This window comes from Klebsiella spallanzanii, assembly GCF_902158555.1.
In the GTDB taxonomy this organism is placed as follows: domain Bacteria; phylum Pseudomonadota; class Gammaproteobacteria; order Enterobacterales; family Enterobacteriaceae; genus Klebsiella; species Klebsiella spallanzanii.
The window spans coordinates 348,168-364,274 of sequence record NZ_CABGGS010000043.1 but is presented as its reverse complement, the minus strand read 5'-3'; the positions used below and the strand labels follow the sequence as shown (position 1 = coordinate 364,274).

The window sequence follows — 16,107 nt, the reverse complement described above, 5'->3', positions numbered from 1 at the left end:
TTAGCTTCCCGCATTTTAGGGCACGAATGGCCTGTCGAAAGGGCTTGCATTGCACCATAGCTCTTTTACCATTAGTCACACACTCTGCGTTAAGCTATTCAGGATATGACTATGGCTTTTACACCTTTTCCTCCGCGTCAGCCCTCCTCTTCCGCTCGCTTGCCGTTAACGCTGATGACGTTGGATGACTGGGCGCTGGCGACAATTACTGGTCCGGATGGCGAGAAATATCTGCAGGGGCAGATTACCGCCGACGTCAGCCACCTGACCGACGAGCAGCATCTGCTTGCCGCGCATTGTGACGCCAAAGGCAAGATGTGGAGCAACCTGCGCGTTTTCCGCCGTAATGAGGGGTTTGCGTGGATTGAACGCCGCAGCCTGCGCGATGCTCAGTTGACTGAACTGAAAAAGTACGCGGTATTCTCCAAAGTAACCATCGCCGCCGATGATAACCTCGTGATGCTTGGCGTCGCCGGTTTTCAGGCCCGCGCCGCGCTGGCACCGCTATTTGGTGAATTGCCCAATGCCGATAAACAGGTTGTTAGCGAAGGTGTCACCAGCCTGCTGTGGTTTGAACATCCGGCCGAGCGTTTCCTTCTGGTGACCGATGTGGAAACCGCAACCCGCGTCACCAACGCCTTGCGCGGTGAAGCGCAGTTGAATAATAGCCAGCAGTGGCTGGCGCTGAATATTGAAGCCGGTCTGCCGGTTATCGACAGCGCCAACAGCGCACAGTTTATTCCGCAGGCTACCAACCTGCAGGCGCTGGGCGGTATCAGCTTTAAGAAAGGCTGCTACACCGGCCAGGAAATGGTTGCTCGCGCTAAATTCCGCGGCGCTAATAAGCGTGCCCTGTGGTATCTGGCGGGAACAGCCAGCCGCGTACCGGAAGCCGGGGAAGACCTGGAGCTGAAAATGGGCGAAAACTGGCGTCGCACCGGCACCGTTTTAGCGGCTGTTCAACTGGATGACGGTCGTCTTCTGGTGCAGGTAGTGATGAATAACGATATGGAACCGGACAGCGTATTTCGCGTACGCGACGATGCCGGCAACCTGAGCATCGAGCCGCTGCCGTATTCGCTGGAAGAGAGCTAAGTCTCGGATAAGCCGCCTCCCCGGAGGCGGCGCTGGCGCGCCATGTCCGGGCTACAAAACCACAACCGGGAAGACTTCCCTAAATTTAAACCTGCCCGACGTACAGATAAATCGCCAAAAAGTGGCAGATGCTGCCGCCCAATACAAAGCCGTGCCAGATTGCATGGTTGTATGGAATGCGCTTGCAGACGTAGAAAATCACCCCCAGCGAATAGACCACTCCCCCAACGGCCAGCAGCGTCACGCCGCCGACCGCCAGCTTAATCGCTAGCTGATAAACGACAATTAGCGACAGCCAGCCCATGGTCAGGTAGGTCACTAAAGAGAGGATCTTAAAGCGATGCGCGATCGTCAGCTTAAACAGGATCCCCAGCAGCGCGAGGCTCCAGATAACAATCATCAGCCCGCGCGATAGCGGCGAATTTAGCCCCACCAGCAGAAACGGCGTGTAGGTCCCGGCAATCAGCAGGTAGATGGCGCAGTGGTCGAATTTTTTCAGCCACAGCTTGGCCCGCTGATGTGGGATGGCGTGATAGAGGGTTGAGGCGAGGAACAGCAATATCATGCTGCCGCCGTACAGGCTGTAGCTGGTGATAGCCGTTGCGCCAGCGTTGCTATCCACTGCCTGCACTAACAACAACACCAGACCGACGATACCAAACACCAGCCCGATCCCGTGGCTGATGCTGTTGGCAATTTCCTCTGCCAGAGAATATCCCTGAGTGATTAATGGTTTGCGAACCATATTTGACTCCGAAAACAAGTACGCTTTCAATGCTCACTTAGGGTAACTGAGAATGATTCCAGTGAACACCTGTTAGCTAAAATAAAAAGATGAATATTTGTAAACACCATAAAATCATCATGTTACAGACAAATTTCAACTAACAGTTGTTCTCTAATTAATTAAAGCCTTTCGAATTCAATAACATAAAACTGCTTTTCTTCCGGGTAGATCTCCGCAATCACCGCACGCAGCTGTTCCAGCGTCATATTTTCCTGCTGCGCATGCAGTTCGCTCAGCATATCCAGCGTCACCGTTGAAGTTGCCACTACGCGAATAGTGCAAAAATAGCCATCATCTTCATAGCGGCCAACGCGCAGCACATCGCCAGGTTTAAAGTGCGACTCCGCCGCATCGCGAATGGTAATGGTTTTACGCCCAGCGAGGATGTCGTCCTGAAAGCGCTGAAAAAAGGTAATGTCATTTGGCTGCATGATATAATTCCGTCCTGGTCATTATGAATTGTGAGTTTGCCCCTGTGAGTATCTTCTCCCACGCTGCTATTGCCAGTCTCAATAATCTTGAGATGATGGTCTATCACTACGTCATTAAAAATCGCGACAAAGTGATGTACATGACCATCCGCGAGCTGGCGGAAGCTGCTGGCGTCTCTACGACGACCGTCCTGCGCTTCTGCCGCAAGCTGCAGTGCGAAGGCTACTCAGAGTTTCGCGTACGTTTTAAATTATATCTGGAGCAGAATGAGCCTCAACAGGCAAATATCGGTGCCAGTGAAATAATGAGCTTTTTTAAAAGCGTGAATAACGATGAATTTGATGGCTTACTGGAACAGGCCGTCGATATTATTCTCTCTTCGGAACGTATTATTTTCGTCGGTGCCGGGACTTCCGGCGCACTGGCTAAATATGGCGCGCGCTTCTTTTCTAACGTCGGGAAATTCAGCAATCATATTGACGACCCTTATTTTCCGGTCACTAATGACATGGCGCGCAATGCGCTGGCAATTGTGCTGTCGGTTTCCGGTGAAACCGAAGAGATTCTGCGCTTCGCCAGCCAGTTCAGCCTGCACCGCTGCAAGGTAATGTCCATCACCAGCCACGAACACTCGCGGCTGGCAAAGCTTGCGGACTTCAATCTCTCCTGGCACGTCCCGCAAACGCGCATCGGCGGCGTCTACGATATTACGACGCAGATCCCGGTTATTTATATTCTTGAAAGCCTCGGGCGTAAATTAGCGCGTAAACTCGCCTGAAAATAACACCCTGTTTTTTCGATGTAACAAATTCCACGCAGGGAAAATTGTTATATCGTGACATTTATATCCCCTTTGCTAGACTCGAAACCAACAAGTAATTATGACGAGATTAGCAAAGATGAAAAAAATACCTTTACCGAAAGACTTTTTATGGGGTGGCGCGGTGGCTGCGCATCAGGTCGAAGGCGGCTGGAATAAAGGCGGCAAAGGCCCCAGCATCTGCGACGTTCTGACCGGCGGGGCGCACGGCGTACCGCGCGAGATTACCCTGCAGGTAGAGCCAGGAAAATACTACCCAAACCACGAAGCTATCGACTTCCACGGTCGCTATAAAGAAGACATCAAGCTGTTCGCCGAGATGGGCTTCAAATGCTTCCGCACCTCAATCGCCTGGACTCGCATCTTCCCGCTCGGTGACGAAACCCAGCCGAATGAAGAAGGGTTGAAATTCTACGATGACATGTTCGATGAGCTGCTGAAATACAACATTGAGCCGGTGATCACCCTTTCCCACTTTGAAATGCCGCTGCATCTGGTTCAACAGTACGGTGGCTGGACCAACCGCAAAGTGGTCGATTTCTTTGTGCGCTTCGCCGAAGTGGTCTTCGAGCGCTATAAGCACAAAGTGAAATACTGGATGACCTTTAACGAGATCAACAACCAGCGTAACTGGCGCGCCCCGCTTTTTGGCTACTGCTGCTCCGGCGTGGTCTATACCGAGCATGAAAACCCGGAAGAGACTATGTACCAAGTGCTGCATCATCAGTTTGTCGCCAGCGCGCTGGCGGTAAAAGCAGCACGTCAAATCAACCCGGATATGCAGGTTGGCTGCATGCTGGCGATGGTCGCCCTCTATCCGTTCTCCTGTAAGCCGGAAGACGTGATGTTTGCTCAGGAGTCAATGCGCGAGCGCTACGTCTTTACCGATGTTCAGCTACGCGGTTACTACCCAAGCTACGTCCTGAATGAATGGGAACGTCGCGGTTTCAATATCAAAATGGAAGACGGCGATGCGCAGATCCTGCGTGAAGGAACCTGCGCTTACCTCGGCTTCAGCTACTACATGACCAATGCGGTGAAAGCGGAAGGCGGTACCGGCGACGCGATTTCCGGGTTTGAGGGCAGCGTGCCGAACCCACACGTTAAAGCATCCGACTGGGGCTGGCAGATTGATCCGGTGGGCCTGCGCTATGCTCTGTGTGAACTGTATGAACGCTATCAGAAACCGCTGTTCATTGTCGAAAACGGCTTCGGAGCTTACGACAAAGTAGAAGAAGATGGCAGCATCAACGACGACTACCGCATCGACTACCTGCGCGCCCACGTCGAAGAGATGATCAAAGCGGTGACCTACGACGGCGTGGAACTAATGGGCTACACCCCGTGGGGCTGCATCGACTGCGTCTCCTTCACGACCGGCCAATACAGCAAGCGCTACGGGTTTATCTACGTCAACAAACATGACGATGGTACCGGCGATATGTCCCGTTCACGCAAGAAGAGCTTCAACTGGTACAAAGAAGTTATCGCCAGCAACGGCGAAAAACTGTAATCCTCTTGCCCTCTTCCAGCAGGAAGGGGGCAAAACTTCCCACGAAACAGACACTTCTTTACAGCCATAGCATTTGCTAATGCGCTTTCGCCCGATAATATAAACCACATAAATAGTTGAGGCGATTTTACCTCTTCCTTCAATGAACGCCAGCACGCTTCCGGCCGTTCCGGTGCATCACAATGTAGAAAAAACGATGCTTAAAATATTCAGACAGATTTTGACCTGGCTGCTGATTGTTGCCGCAGTAAGCCTGGCGGTGGATTACTTGCGCAAACCTGCCCTGCCGCAGAATTTTTCCAGTACGCCGCTGCAAACGCTTGATGGTCGGACGGTCGATCTGGCAGTGATGAGCCACGAGCGCCCTCTGCTGCTGTACGTCTGGGCCACGTGGTGTAGCGTGTGCCGTTACACCACGCCGTCGGTGGCCGCTTTGGCCGACGATGGCGGCAATGTCATGACGGTTGCACTGCGTTCCGGCGACAACGCTACCCTGGCGAGATGGCTGGCGCACAAAAAAATGGCGCTGCCAACGATCAATGACGCCAGCGGCCAGCTTTCACAACAGTGGGATGTGCAGGTCACGCCAACGGTGGTGGTTATCTCACGCGGCGAGGTTAAGTCAATCACCACCGGCTGGACCAGCGGCTGGGGGATGCGTCTGCGGCTGTGGCTGGCATCGTAGCGTATTTCCCTGTTCGCACTACGCGAAGCAGGGCTACAGATTTGTCTGCGGGGCGGTAGCCCGGACAGGTGCGCAGCGCCGCCTCCGGGAAGTCGTTATGGATTATCTCCCGCCCGCCAGCTCAAGGAAGCTGCCGGTAACGTAGGAGGCTTTATCACTCAGCAACCAGACAATGGCCTGAGCGACCTCTTCCGGCTGCCCGCCGCGCTGCATCGGCAGCATCGACTTCACGCGATCCACGCGTCCCGGCTCACCACCGCTGGCGTGCATTTCAGTATAAATTAGGCCAGGACGAACCCCGTTGACCCGAATTCCCTGCGCCGCAACCTCCAGCGACAGGCCAGTGGTCAGGGTATCTACCGCGCCTTTTGACGCGGCATAGTCCACATATTCCCCCGGTGCGCCCAGGCGCGAGGCCGCTGATGAAACGTTAACAATCGCCCCACCCTTACCGCCGTGCTTGTGCGACATCCGCTTTACCGCCTCCCGGCAACAGAGAAAGTAGCCGGTGACGTTAGTTGCTAACACCCGGTTAATCCGCTCGGCGCAAAGGCTTTCAATCGTCCCCTGGGTAAACAAAATGCCAGCGTTATTGACCAGTGCCGAGAGCGGTTCGCCAAGGCGATCGACAGCCTCAAACATCGCCACCACCTGCGTTTCATCACTGACGTCCGCTTGCAGCGCAACGGCCTTTCCCCCGCTGGCGAGAATCTCTTTCACTACGCCGGTCGCAGCTTCACTGTTCTGGTGATAATTCACCACCACGGTATACCCTTCCTGCGCCAGCAGCAGCGCCGTCGCTTTACCTATTCCGCGGCTACCGCCCGTCACCAATGCTATCGTCATGCCATTCCCCCAAAAAATAAAGGCGCCGCAGCGCCTTTAAAAGATAGTCTAATCAGCAGATTACTGGTATTCGCTCATCGGTACGCAGGAGCAGAACAGATTACGGTCGCCGTAAACATCATCCAGACGCTTCACGGTCGGCCAGTATTTGTTATTCAGCCCTGCCGGGAATACCGCCAGCTCACGGGTGTACGGATGGTTCCACTCACCCACAAGCTCACCCTGGGTATGTGGAGCATTCACCAACGGGTTATCCTCCAGCGGCCACTCTCCGGCTTTCACGCGGTCAATCTCGCTGCGAATCGCCAGCATTGCATCGATAAAGCGGTCCAGCTCAACTTTGCTTTCTGACTCGGTCGGTTCAACCATCAGCGTACCAGCCACCGGGAAGGACATCGTCGGTGCGTGGAAACCGAAGTCAATCAGTCGCTTAGCGATGTCCAGCTCGCTGATGCCGGTCTCTTCTTTTAGCGGACGAATATCAAGAATGCATTCGTGCGCCACGCGGCCGTCGCGGCCGGTATACAGCACCGGGAACGCGTCTTTCAGACGGGTAGCGATATAGTTGGCATTCAGAATCGCCATCTGGCTCGCCTGCTTCAGCCCTTCTGCACCCATCATACGGATATACATCCAGCTAATTGGCAGAATAGACGCGCTGCCGAATGGTGCGGCGGAAACCGCGCCCTGACGGGTCAACATACCTTCAATTTGCACCACGCTGTGGCCTGGAACAAACGGCGCCAGATGCGCTTTCACGCCGATCGGCCCCATGCCAGGACCACCGCCGCCGTGCGGAATACAGAAGGTTTTATGCAGGTTGAGGTGCGATACATCTGCACCGATAAAGCCAGGAGAGGTAATGCCGACCTGCGCGTTCATGTTGGCGCCGTCAAGGTAAACCTGACCACCGAACTGGTGCACAATTTCGCACACTTCACGGATGGTCTCTTCGTAGACCCCATGAGTAGACGGATAGGTGACCATGATACAGGAAAGGTTCGCCGCATGCTGTTCGGCTTTAGCCCGCAGATCCGCCAGGTCGATGTTGCCGTTTTTATCACAAGCCACCACCACCACCTGCATCCCCGCCATCTGCGCGGAAGCTGGGTTGGTACCGTGCGCGGAACTTGGGATCAGGCAGATATCGCGATGCCCTTCGTTACGACTTTCGTGGTAATGACGAATTGCCAGCAGTCCCGCGTATTCACCCTGCGCACCGGAGTTCGGCTGCATGCAAACCGCATCATAACCGGTCAGTTTCACCAACCAGTCGGAGAGCTGGGCAATCATCTGATGATAGCCTTCCGCCTGATCGACCGGACAGAACGGGTGCAGCTCAGCAAACTCCGGCCAGGTGATCGGGATCATCTCAGCGGCGGCATTCAGCTTCATGGTGCAGGAGCCCAGCGGGATCATCGCCTGATTCAGCGCCAGATCCTTGCGCTCCAGGGCGTGCATATAGCGCATCATTTCGGTTTCGCTGTGGTAGCGATTGAACACCGGATGGGTCAGGATCGCATCATCGCGCAGCATGCTGGCAGGGATCGAGCGGCTATCAAGCGCCACGTCTTTATCCAGGGTGTCGATATCCAGACCATGATCATCGCCGATGATTGCGCAGAACAGGTTCAGCACATCTTCGCGAGTCGTTGCCTCATCGAGAGTGATCCCGACGGCATGATGAATATCGCTGCGCAGGTTGATACGCAGCGCTTCCGCCCGCGCCAGCACTGCCGCTTTGTCGGCAACTTCCACGCACAGAGTATCGAAGTAGTGAGCGTATCGCAGCTTGAGGCCTTTTTTCTGCAGGCCATCGGCCAGAATATCGGTCAGGCGATGGATGCGGCTGGCAATGCGCTTCAGGCCAGCGGGGCCGTGGAACACGGCGTACAGGCTGGCAATATTGGCCAGCAGCACCTGGGAAGTACAAATATTGGAGTTCGCTTTCTCGCGACGGATATGCTGCTCGCGAGTCTGCATCGCCATGCGCAGCGCGGTATTGCCCGCCGCATCTTTTGATACGCCGATAATACGGCCCGGCATGGAACGTTTGAATTCATCTTTTGCGGCAAAGAAAGCCGCGTGCGGGCCGCCGTAGCCCATCGGCACGCCGAAGCGCTGAGCAGAACCAAAGACAATATCCGCGCCCTGCTTGCCCGGAGCAGTCAGCAGAACCAGCGCCATAAAATCAGCGGCAACGCTGACAATCACTTTGCGCGCTTTCAGGTCAGCAATCAGTTTGCTGTAATCGTGGATTTCACCCGTGGTGCCAACCTGCTGCAACAGCACACCAAAGACATCCTGATGGTCGAGCGCTTTTTCGGCATCGTCGACAATCACGTCGAAACCAAAGGTTTCCGCACGGGTACGCACCACGTCCAGCGTTTGCGGATGAACATCGGCGGCAACGAAGAAACGATTGGCATTTTTCAGTTTGCTTACGCGTTTAGCCATCGCCATCGCTTCTGCCGCGGCGGTCGCTTCGTCCAGCAACGAGGCCGAGGCGATATCCAGACCGGTCAGGTCGAGCGTCACCTGCTGGAAGTTCAGCAGTGACTCCAGACGCCCCTGGGAAACTTCCGGCTGATAAGGCGTATAGGCGGTATACCAGCCCGGATTTTCCAGCATATTGCGCTGAATGACCGGCGGCAGCTGCACGGCGCTGTAGCCCATGCCAATGTACGACTTGAAGCGCTTGTTACGACCGGCAATCGCCTTCAGCTCCGCCAGCGCGGCGAATTCGGTGGTTGCTTCGCCCACCTGCGGCGGCGTCGCCAGCTGGATATCCTGCGGCACAATCTGGCCAATCAGGGCATTAAGCGAATCGGCGCCAACGGTTTTCAGCATCTCCTGCTGTTGCTGGGCGTCCGGGCCGATGTGACGTTCAATAAAGGCGTCACGGTTTTCAAGCTGGCCTAAAGTCTGGGTCATGAGCGATGGTTCCTGAACGTGCGGTGAATCGTAGGTGTCTCTACTTATCTGAATACGCAAAATAATTCGCGTTGCAGGCAGGCGGCAAGCCAGTGAATCCCCAGGAGCGTACATAAGTACGTGACTGGGGTGAACGACAAATCTGCCGGGAGCAGATTTGAACGCCGCTTGCGGCGGCCCGGCAGGGCGAGGCCCATGGATGGCCGAGTAATCCGCAGCCAACACACCTGCAACGTGAAGAATGAAGCGTATTTATTCGTCTTCTAACAGAGCTTCGTATGCAGTCGCATCCAGCAGCGCGGCAACCTGAGCTTCGTCGCTGGCTTTGATTTTGAAGATCCAGCCATCGGTGTACGGTTCGCTGTTCACTAGCTCCGGAGAGTCGTTCAGCTCTTCGTTAACGGCAACGATTTCGCCGCTAATCGGCGCATAAATATCGGAGGCTGCTTTCACCGACTCGGCAACCGCACAGTCAGCGCCAGCTTCAACGGTAGCCCCCACCTCCGGCAGGTCAACGAAGACCATATCGCCAAGCAGCTCCTGCGCGTGCTCGGTGATGCCAACGGTATAGGTACCGTCCGCTTCTTTACGCAGCCATTCGTGTTCTTTGCTGTATTTCAGTTCTGCTGGTACGTTGCTCATCAATTCATCTCCAAAAGGGGAAATCACACCACGGCTTTGCCGTTGCGTACAAAAACGGGTTTAGTCACTTTTACCGGCATTTCGCGGTTACGAATCTGCACCACGGCGGTTTCGCCGATGCCTTCCGGTACGCGTGCCAGCGCAATACTGTAGCCCAGCGTTGGGGAGAAGGTGCCGCTGGTGATAATGCCTTCTTTCTGATTACCATCGGCATCGCTAAAGCGCACCGGCAAGCCGCCGCGCAGGACGCCTTTGTCGGTCATCACCAAGCCAACAAGCTGCTCAGTGCCTTTTTCACGCTGCATTTCCAGCGCTTCGCGGCCGATAAAGTCGCGGTCAGTTGGTTCCCAGGCAATGGTCCAGCCCATGTTAGCTGCCAGCGGAGAGACGCCTTCGTCCATCTCCTGGCCATAAAGATTCATCCCTGCTTCCAGACGCAGCGTATCGCGAGCACCCAGACCACACGGCTTGACGCCCGTATCCAGCAGACCGCGCCAGAAATCCACCGCCTGCTCGTTCGGCAGCGCGATTTCATAGCCCGCTTCGCCGGTGTAGCCAGTGGTGGCAATAAACAGATCACCTGCCTGCACGCCAAAGAAAGGTTTCATGCCTGCAACCGCCTGGCGCTGTGCATCGGTAAACAGCGTCGCCGCTTTCTCTTTCGCCTTTGGACCTTGTACGGCAATCAGGGAAAGATCGTCACGCACGGTCATTTCAAGGCCATAAGATTCAGATTGCTGAGTTATCCAGGCAAGGTCTTTTTCACGGGTGGCGGAGTTAACAACGAGGCGGAAATAATCTTCAGACAGGAAATAAACAATCAGGTCGTCAATGACGCCGCCGGAAGCCGTTAGCATTCCGCTATACAGCGCTTTGCCTGAGACGGTGAGCTTCGCTACGTCGTTGGCCAGCAAATAGCGCAGGAATTCGCGGATTCGGCTGCCGTGAAAATCGACGATGGTCATGTGCGACACATCGAACATCCCGGCATCGCCGCGCACCGCATGATGCTCATCAATCTGGGACCCATAATGCAGCGGCATCATCCAGCCATGGAAATCCACCATGCGCGCGCCGCATAGCGTGTGTTGTTCAAACAACGGAGTCTGTTGAGCCATCTTTTCCTCATCGAATAAAACGGAACCAGCCACTATTTGGGCGATTTTGCGCCACGAAACGCTGCGCCGGGATCGCTAATAGATACCGACGCAAACGTTCTCTTTGGGCTGAACTTACCACCGATATCGGGACTAAACCATAAGCTAAATCAGGACATCACATTAGCTTATGACTAAAATCCTCCGAAGACCCTACAGAATTATTAACTACAATAAAGCGATTAAATCCACACAAAATCAAAGAAATGAATAAAAAAGCAGCTAATTATGATACTTTCTGCGAATTAATGGCCCTAATTTCTATAACAAAAAAAAGGTTACATTAATAAAACTAATGCGAAAAAAGAGGTGAAATTAGATTATTTCAAATGAGCGGGGAAAACCCGGCGCTGAGGCCGGGAGAAAGAAGTGTGACGAACTTAACGTAACCAGGCAGGAAGATCGTTTAGCCCCATCGCCTGACGAATAAGCTGCGGCTTCACGCCTGGCAATGTATCTGCCAATTTCAGACCAATATCACGCAGCAGCTTCTTCGCAGGATTGCTGCCGGAAAACATGTCGCGAAAACCCTGCATTCCCGCCAGCATAACGGCGGCACTATGTTTGCGGCTGCGCTCATAGCGCCGCAGATACAGGTGCTGGCCGATATCTTTGCCCTGCGTATGCAAGCGCTTCAGCTCATCGATAAGCTCGGCGGCATCCATAAAACCGAGGTTAACCCCCTGTCCGGCGAGCGGATGAATGGTATGGGCTGCATCGCCAACCAGCGCCAGACGATGGGCGGCAAACTGACGCGCATAGCGACCAGTCAATGGAAAGATCTGACGTTCGCTCTCGACGGAACACAAACCCAGGCGGTTATCGAAGGCAATATTCAGCGCCTGGTTGAAAGCTGAGTCACTCGCCTGCTGCATCTGCTCGGCCTCCTCTGGAGACAGCGACCAGACGATCGAACAGAGATGCGGATCGCTCAGCGGCAGGAAGGCCAGAATGCCTTCACCATGAAACGCCTGTCGCGCAACGGCGTCGTGCGGCTCTTCAGTACGAATGGTGGCAACCAGCGCATGATGGTGATAATCCCAGTAAGTGAGCGGAATATCGGCTTTGTTGCGCAACCACGAATTGGCGCCATCGGCGCCAACTACCAGCCGGGCGGTTAACATGCTGCCGTCCTGCAGGCTCAGAAAGGCCTCATTCTCACCCCATGCAACCTGCTGCAGCTGAGCCGGTGCCAGCAGGGTGACATCAGAACAACGCTGCGCTTTTTGCCACAAAGCATGATGCACCACGGCGTTTTCAATGATATGCCCAAGGTGGCTAAAGCCCATGCTCTGGTCATTGAAGGTAATCCGTCCAAAGCTATCTTTGTCCCACACTTCCATACCGTGATAGCAGCTGGCGCGCTGCGCGATAATATCCTGCCAGACGCCCAGTTTGCTTAGCAGCTTCTCGCTGGCGGCGTTAATTGCCGATACCCGCAGCGCCGGGGGCGCATCCGCATTCAACGGTTGAGGCACCGCCTGTTCCAGCACCGCAACGCGCAGCCCGCTGCCCTGCAAACCACAGGCGACCGCCAGACCCACCATTCCACCACCAACAATGGCGACATCAACACTTTGCACGTTTAACTCCTTAACGGGGGACCCAACCGAGGGTACGCTGCGCCAGCGCGTCGCGCGCCGGGGTAAATAATTCCATCGCCATCAGACCCACATTGCGTCCAGCCACCAGCGGCGCCCAGCGATTAGCGAACAGGTGAACCAGCCCGTCGGTAACACTAATGGTGGAGGCTTTGTCATCGGCACGTCGAGCCTGATAGCGGCTCAGAAGCGAATAATCACCCGGATCCTGGCCTACGGCATGAGCCTGCGCCAGCATTTCCGCCAGGCTCATCACGTCGCGCAGGCCAAGGTTAAACCCCTGCCCGGCAATAGGATGCAGCGTTTGCGCCGCATTGCCAACCAGCGCCAGACGATGCGAAACCGTACGAGTCGCGCAGGTCAGCGATAACGGATAAACGCTACGCTTTCCGGCATGGGTGATTTGACCGAGCCGCCAGCCAAACGCCTGCTGAAGCTCATGGCAGAAGCGTTCGTCCGACCAGCCCAGAACCTCTTCATGTCGCGACTGCGGATGACACCACACCAGCGAGCAGCGCCCCTGCGACATGGGTAACATCGCCAGCGGGCCGTATTGGGTGAAGCGTTCAAATGCGCGACCACTATGCGGCTGGGCAGTACTGACGTTGGCGATAATTGCCAACTGTTCATAAGATTGCTGCTGCCAGCTTACACCACAGCGGGCTCCAAGAGTGGAACGTGAACCGTCGGCGGCCACCAGCAGTTTACCGTGAAGAACCTCACCGCTGTCCAGGGTAAGGCTTACGCCCTCCCCGCTGCGGCTAACCTCTTCCACTTTTGCCGGGCAGTACAATGTAATACCCGGCGCTTTACGCAGTTGCGCGAACAGGCGCTGACCCACATCGTGTAGTTCAACCACCTGGCCTAATGCCGCCAGGCCGTAGTCCTGAGCATCAAGCGTGACAAAACCCGCATGGCCGCGATCGCTGACGTGTACACGTTGAATTGCCGTGGCGCGGTCAGCAATCTCTTGCCAGATACCGACCCGGGCCAGTTGCTGACAGGTACCGGCGGCCAGAGCGATAGCACGGGCGTCAAAGCCCGGATGCTGCGTGGATTCCGGCGCCGACGCTTCCACCAGATGCACTGGCAGCTGACCGCCGGTTAAGCGTGAAATCGCTAACGCCAGCGTCGCGCCGGTCATTCCGCCGCCAACGATCAGCACGCTCATAGCTCGCGCGCCGCCGCCATCAGCGCCTCAATCTCATCGGCTTTTTTCACTACGCCTGCGGTAAGGTTTTCATTGCCATCTTCAGTAATGACAATGTCATCTTCAATACGAATGCCGATACCGCGATACTGAGCCGGAACGTCAGCATCCGTCGCAATGTATAGCCCCGGTTCAACGGTAAGCACCATTCCCGGTTCAAGAATACGTGAGCGTTCGACTTCATAATTGCCGACATCATGTACATCAAGACCAAGCCAGTGGCTCAGACCATGCATAAAGAAAGGACGATGGGCGTTGTTGGCTATCAGCTCGTCGACATCCCCTTTAAGGATCCCCAGACGCACCAGGCCAGAAATCATAATCCGCACCACCTGCTGGTTAACCTCATTGATTGAGGTACCGGGACGATAGAGCTTCAGTGACGTTTCCAGCGATTCGAGGACGATATCGTAAATCTCGCGCTGGGCGGGGCTGAACTTGCCGTTAACCGGGAAGGTGCGGGTAATATCACCCGCATAGCCGCGGTATTCGCAACCTGCGTCAATCAGCACCAGATCGCCATCGCGCAGTTCACACTCATTTTCGGTGTAGTGCAGGATGCAGCCATTTTCGCCGCCGCCCACGATGGTGTTGTAAGAGGGAAAGCGCGCGCCGTGACGGTTGAATTCATGGAGGATCTCGCCTTCCAGATGATATTCAAACATCCCCGGACGGCATTTTTCCATGGCTCGGGTGTGGGCCAGGGCAGAAATCTCGCCTGCACGGCGCATTACCTCCAGCTCTTCCGCCGACTTGAACAGGCGCATTTCATGCACCATCGGCCGCCAGTCAATGACCGAGTTTGGCGCCTGAAGATTCTGACGCACGCCTTTGCGCAATTTTTCCAGCGCATTAAACACGATCTCATCTGCGTAAGCGTATTCGCCCTGCGCAAAGTAGATGGCATCAAGGCCGTTGAGTAGCTGGAATAGCTGCTGATTGATTTCACTAAACGCCAGGGCGCGATCGACCCCCAGCTTTGCGGGGGCGGCATCCTGCCCAAGACGACGACCAAACCAGATCTCAGCGGTCAGATCGCGCACGCGGTTAAATAACACGCTGTGGTTATGCGTCTCATCGCTTTTAATCAATACCAGCAACGCTTCAGGCTCGTTAAAGCCGGTGAAGTACCAAAAATCGCTGCTCTGGCGGTAGGGATATTCTGAATCTGCGCTGCGTACCGCTTCCGGTGCTGCGAAAATTAGCGCTGCGCTGCCTGGCTGCATCCGTGCCAGCAAAGCCTGGCGACGAGAAAGAAATTCCTGCTGAGTCATGACGCCCCCTGAACGATTTAATCAATAATTAGTGTAGTGTCGGTTTCTGAACTTCCGGCGCAGTCGGTTTCTGAAGAGAGAAAGTGTCGTGGCACAACAGCGCGGCAACGCGTACGTATTCGATAATCTCCTCCAGAGACATTTCGAGCTCTTCCTGATCCTCGTCTTCGTCATATCCAAGCTGAGCAATATTGCGCAGGTCGTCAATGGCTTCGCCGGTTTCGTCTTTGACTTTATCCAGCTTAGGCTGCGTCACGCCCAGCCCAAGCAGAAAATGGTTCACCCAGCCTGCCAGCGCATCGGCGCGATCGAACACGCTCACCTCATCGCCATCCGGCAGATAGAGCTGGAACAGAAAGCCATCATCTTCCAGCGCATCGCTGGTGGCGGAATGCATATTACGCAACGACTGCGCCAGCTCATGGCCAAAGGCAAGGCCTTCATTGGTCAGATCATGCACCAACGGCTGCCAACTGCTGTCTTTGTTGCCGCCGCACAGGATCCCGCTGATCAAACCGTGCATTTCGGCAGGGGTTAAACCCACCCCTTGTTGGTTCAGTAACTGGTCTACATCGTTGTAACCAGGCATTTCGTTCTGTATAGACATGCGCATTCGTCATCGTTGGGAGGAATATTCATGATATGCTACCACTTTGGACCCTGGTGAACCAGAATAGGGCTTGTATCTTAGAACCAGGGTAGCTATAGTGTCGCCCCTTCGCAGACCCGGGTAAGGGCGTGAAGGCAGCGCAGTCAATCAGCAGGAAGGTGGCATGTCTGCACAACCCGTAGATCTCCAAATTTTTGGCCGTTCACTACGAGTGAATTGCCCGCCTGAACAAAGGGATGCCTTAAACCAGGCAGCTGACGACCTGAATCAGCGGTTGCAAGATTTAAAAGAACGCACTAGAGTCACAAATACTGAGCAGTTGGTCTTCATCGCCGCGTTGAACATCAGCTATGAGTTAACTCAGGAAAAAGCGAAAACCCGCGACTACGCCGCCAGCATGGAACAGCGTATTCGGATGCTTCAGCAGACCATCGAACAAGCATTGCTTGAGCAAGGTCGCATAAGCGAAAGACCCGGGCAGAAGTTTGAATAACACTTTGC

General features: G+C 54.9%; 15 protein-coding genes. 5 read left to right on the top strand and 10 right to left on the bottom strand.

Features of this window, described 5'->3' with window-relative positions; all coding sequences use genetic code 11:
* Nucleotides 1-111: 111 nt before the first annotated feature.
* Nucleotides 112-1,095, top strand: a complete 984-nt coding sequence (gene ygfZ / locus FN082_RS22390) for a tRNA-modifying protein YgfZ (protein WP_142982389.1) — start codon at nucleotides 112-114, stop codon at nucleotides 1,093-1,095.
* A gap of 85 nt (nucleotides 1,096-1,180) precedes the next feature.
* Here ygfZ and trhA read toward each other — a convergent pair whose 3' ends face one another.
* Nucleotides 1,181-1,840, bottom strand: a complete 660-nt coding sequence (gene trhA / locus FN082_RS22385; RefSeq protein WP_142982388.1) for a PAQR family membrane homeostasis protein TrhA — start codon at nucleotides 1,838-1,840, stop codon at nucleotides 1,181-1,183.
* 161 nt (nucleotides 1,841-2,001) lie between these two features.
* Nucleotides 2,002-2,313: a N(4)-acetylcytidine aminohydrolase gene (gene yqfB / locus FN082_RS22380; RefSeq protein WP_142982387.1), complete on the bottom strand. Its 312-nt coding sequence runs from the start codon at nucleotides 2,311-2,313 to the stop codon at nucleotides 2,002-2,004.
* A 50-nt stretch (nucleotides 2,314-2,363) separates the two neighbouring features.
* On the opposite strand from yqfB, the gene FN082_RS22375 reads away from it, so the two are divergent.
* The 3 genes from FN082_RS22375 (at nucleotide 2,364) to FN082_RS22365 (ending at nucleotide 5,332) form a co-directional block, all read left to right on the top strand.
* Nucleotides 2,364-3,092, top strand: coding sequence for a MurR/RpiR family transcriptional regulator (locus tag FN082_RS22375; protein ID WP_142982414.1), 729 nt, complete (start codon nucleotides 2,364-2,366; stop codon nucleotides 3,090-3,092).
* A 121-nt stretch (nucleotides 3,093-3,213) separates the two neighbouring features.
* The gene (bglA, locus tag FN082_RS22370; protein ID WP_139540286.1) at nucleotides 3,214-4,647 is read left to right on the top strand and encodes a 6-phospho-beta-glucosidase BglA; all 1,434 of its coding nucleotides are present in this window, start codon (nucleotides 3,214-3,216) and stop codon (nucleotides 4,645-4,647) included.
* 196 nt (nucleotides 4,648-4,843) lie between these two features.
* A complete protein-coding gene (locus FN082_RS22365) occupies nucleotides 4,844-5,332 on the top strand; it encodes a protein disulfide oxidoreductase (protein WP_142462056.1) in 489 nt (162 codons plus the stop codon).
* Between the two features lie 102 nt (nucleotides 5,333-5,434).
* On the opposite strand, the gene FN082_RS22360 is transcribed toward FN082_RS22365, so the two are convergent.
* From FN082_RS22360 to FN082_RS22325, 8 genes are all read right to left on the bottom strand, one after another.
* Nucleotides 5,435-6,178, bottom strand: a complete 744-nt coding sequence (locus tag FN082_RS22360; RefSeq protein ID WP_139540290.1) for an SDR family oxidoreductase — start codon at nucleotides 6,176-6,178, stop codon at nucleotides 5,435-5,437.
* A gap of 60 nt (nucleotides 6,179-6,238) precedes the next feature.
* Complete coding sequence (gene gcvP / locus FN082_RS22355; protein WP_139540292.1) at nucleotides 6,239-9,112, bottom strand: aminomethyl-transferring glycine dehydrogenase; 2,874 nt, start codon at nucleotides 9,110-9,112, stop codon at nucleotides 6,239-6,241.
* Between the two features lie 252 nt (nucleotides 9,113-9,364).
* Nucleotides 9,365-9,754, bottom strand: a complete 390-nt coding sequence (gene gcvH, locus FN082_RS22350; protein WP_139540294.1) for a glycine cleavage system protein GcvH — start codon at nucleotides 9,752-9,754, stop codon at nucleotides 9,365-9,367.
* 23 nt (nucleotides 9,755-9,777) lie between these two features.
* Nucleotides 9,778-10,872, bottom strand: coding sequence for a glycine cleavage system aminomethyltransferase GcvT (gene gcvT, locus FN082_RS22345; RefSeq protein WP_139540296.1), 1,095 nt, complete (start codon nucleotides 10,870-10,872; stop codon nucleotides 9,778-9,780).
* A gap of 419 nt (nucleotides 10,873-11,291) precedes the next feature.
* Nucleotides 11,292-12,494, bottom strand: coding sequence for an FAD-dependent 2-octaprenylphenol hydroxylase (ubiI, locus tag FN082_RS22340; protein WP_139540297.1), 1,203 nt, complete (start codon nucleotides 12,492-12,494; stop codon nucleotides 11,292-11,294).
* 10 nt (nucleotides 12,495-12,504) lie between these two features.
* Complete coding sequence (ubiH, locus tag FN082_RS22335) at nucleotides 12,505-13,683, bottom strand: 2-octaprenyl-6-methoxyphenyl hydroxylase (RefSeq protein WP_142982386.1); 1,179 nt, start codon at nucleotides 13,681-13,683, stop codon at nucleotides 12,505-12,507.
* On the bottom strand, nucleotides 13,680-14,996 hold the full coding sequence (gene pepP / locus FN082_RS22330) for a Xaa-Pro aminopeptidase (protein WP_139540300.1): 1,317 nt from the start codon (nucleotides 14,994-14,996) through the stop codon (nucleotides 13,680-13,682). Before pepP ends, ubiH begins: the two co-directional genes overlap by 4 nt.
* Before the next feature lie 28 nt (nucleotides 14,997-15,024).
* Entirely contained in the window at nucleotides 15,025-15,603 is a 579-nt protein-coding gene (locus tag FN082_RS22325; protein ID WP_139540302.1) for a YecA/YgfB family protein, read from the bottom strand.
* A 166-nt stretch (nucleotides 15,604-15,769) separates the two neighbouring features.
* Here FN082_RS22325 and zapA point away from each other — a divergent pair, with 166 nt between their 5' ends.
* Nucleotides 15,770-16,099: a cell division protein ZapA gene (gene zapA / locus FN082_RS22320; protein WP_004105598.1), complete on the top strand. Its 330-nt coding sequence runs from the start codon at nucleotides 15,770-15,772 to the stop codon at nucleotides 16,097-16,099.
* The last annotated feature ends 8 nt before the right edge of the window (nucleotides 16,100-16,107 follow it).

Coding starts and splice junctions, on each gene's coding strand:
- ubiH (WP_142982386.1), bottom strand. CDS start 13,683: ATGAGCGTGCTGATCGTTGGCGGCGGAATGACCGGCGCGACGCTGGCG.
- pepP (WP_139540300.1), bottom strand. CDS start 14,996: ATGACTCAGCAGGAATTTCTTTCTCGTCGCCAGGCTTTGCTGGCACGG.
- bglA (WP_139540286.1), top strand. CDS start 3,214: ATGAAAAAAATACCTTTACCGAAAGACTTTTTATGGGGTGGCGCGGTG.
- gcvT (WP_139540296.1), bottom strand. CDS start 10,872: ATGGCTCAACAGACTCCGTTGTTTGAACAACACACGCTATGCGGCGCG.
- FN082_RS22365 (WP_142462056.1), top strand. CDS start 4,844: ATGCTTAAAATATTCAGACAGATTTTGACCTGGCTGCTGATTGTTGCC.
- gcvP (WP_139540292.1), bottom strand. CDS start 9,112: ATGACCCAGACTTTAGGCCAGCTTGAAAACCGTGACGCCTTTATTGAA.
- ygfZ (WP_142982389.1), top strand. CDS start 112: ATGGCTTTTACACCTTTTCCTCCGCGTCAGCCCTCCTCTTCCGCTCGC.
- FN082_RS22360 (WP_139540290.1), bottom strand. CDS start 6,178: ATGACGATAGCATTGGTGACGGGCGGTAGCCGCGGAATAGGTAAAGCG.
- FN082_RS22325 (WP_139540302.1), bottom strand. CDS start 15,603: ATGTCTATACAGAACGAAATGCCTGGTTACAACGATGTAGACCAGTTA.
- zapA (WP_004105598.1), top strand. CDS start 15,770: ATGTCTGCACAACCCGTAGATCTCCAAATTTTTGGCCGTTCACTACGA.
- yqfB (WP_142982387.1), bottom strand. CDS start 2,313: ATGCAGCCAAATGACATTACCTTTTTTCAGCGCTTTCAGGACGACATC.
- gcvH (WP_139540294.1), bottom strand. CDS start 9,754: ATGAGCAACGTACCAGCAGAACTGAAATACAGCAAAGAACACGAATGG.
- trhA (WP_142982388.1), bottom strand. CDS start 1,840: ATGGTTCGCAAACCATTAATCACTCAGGGATATTCTCTGGCAGAGGAA.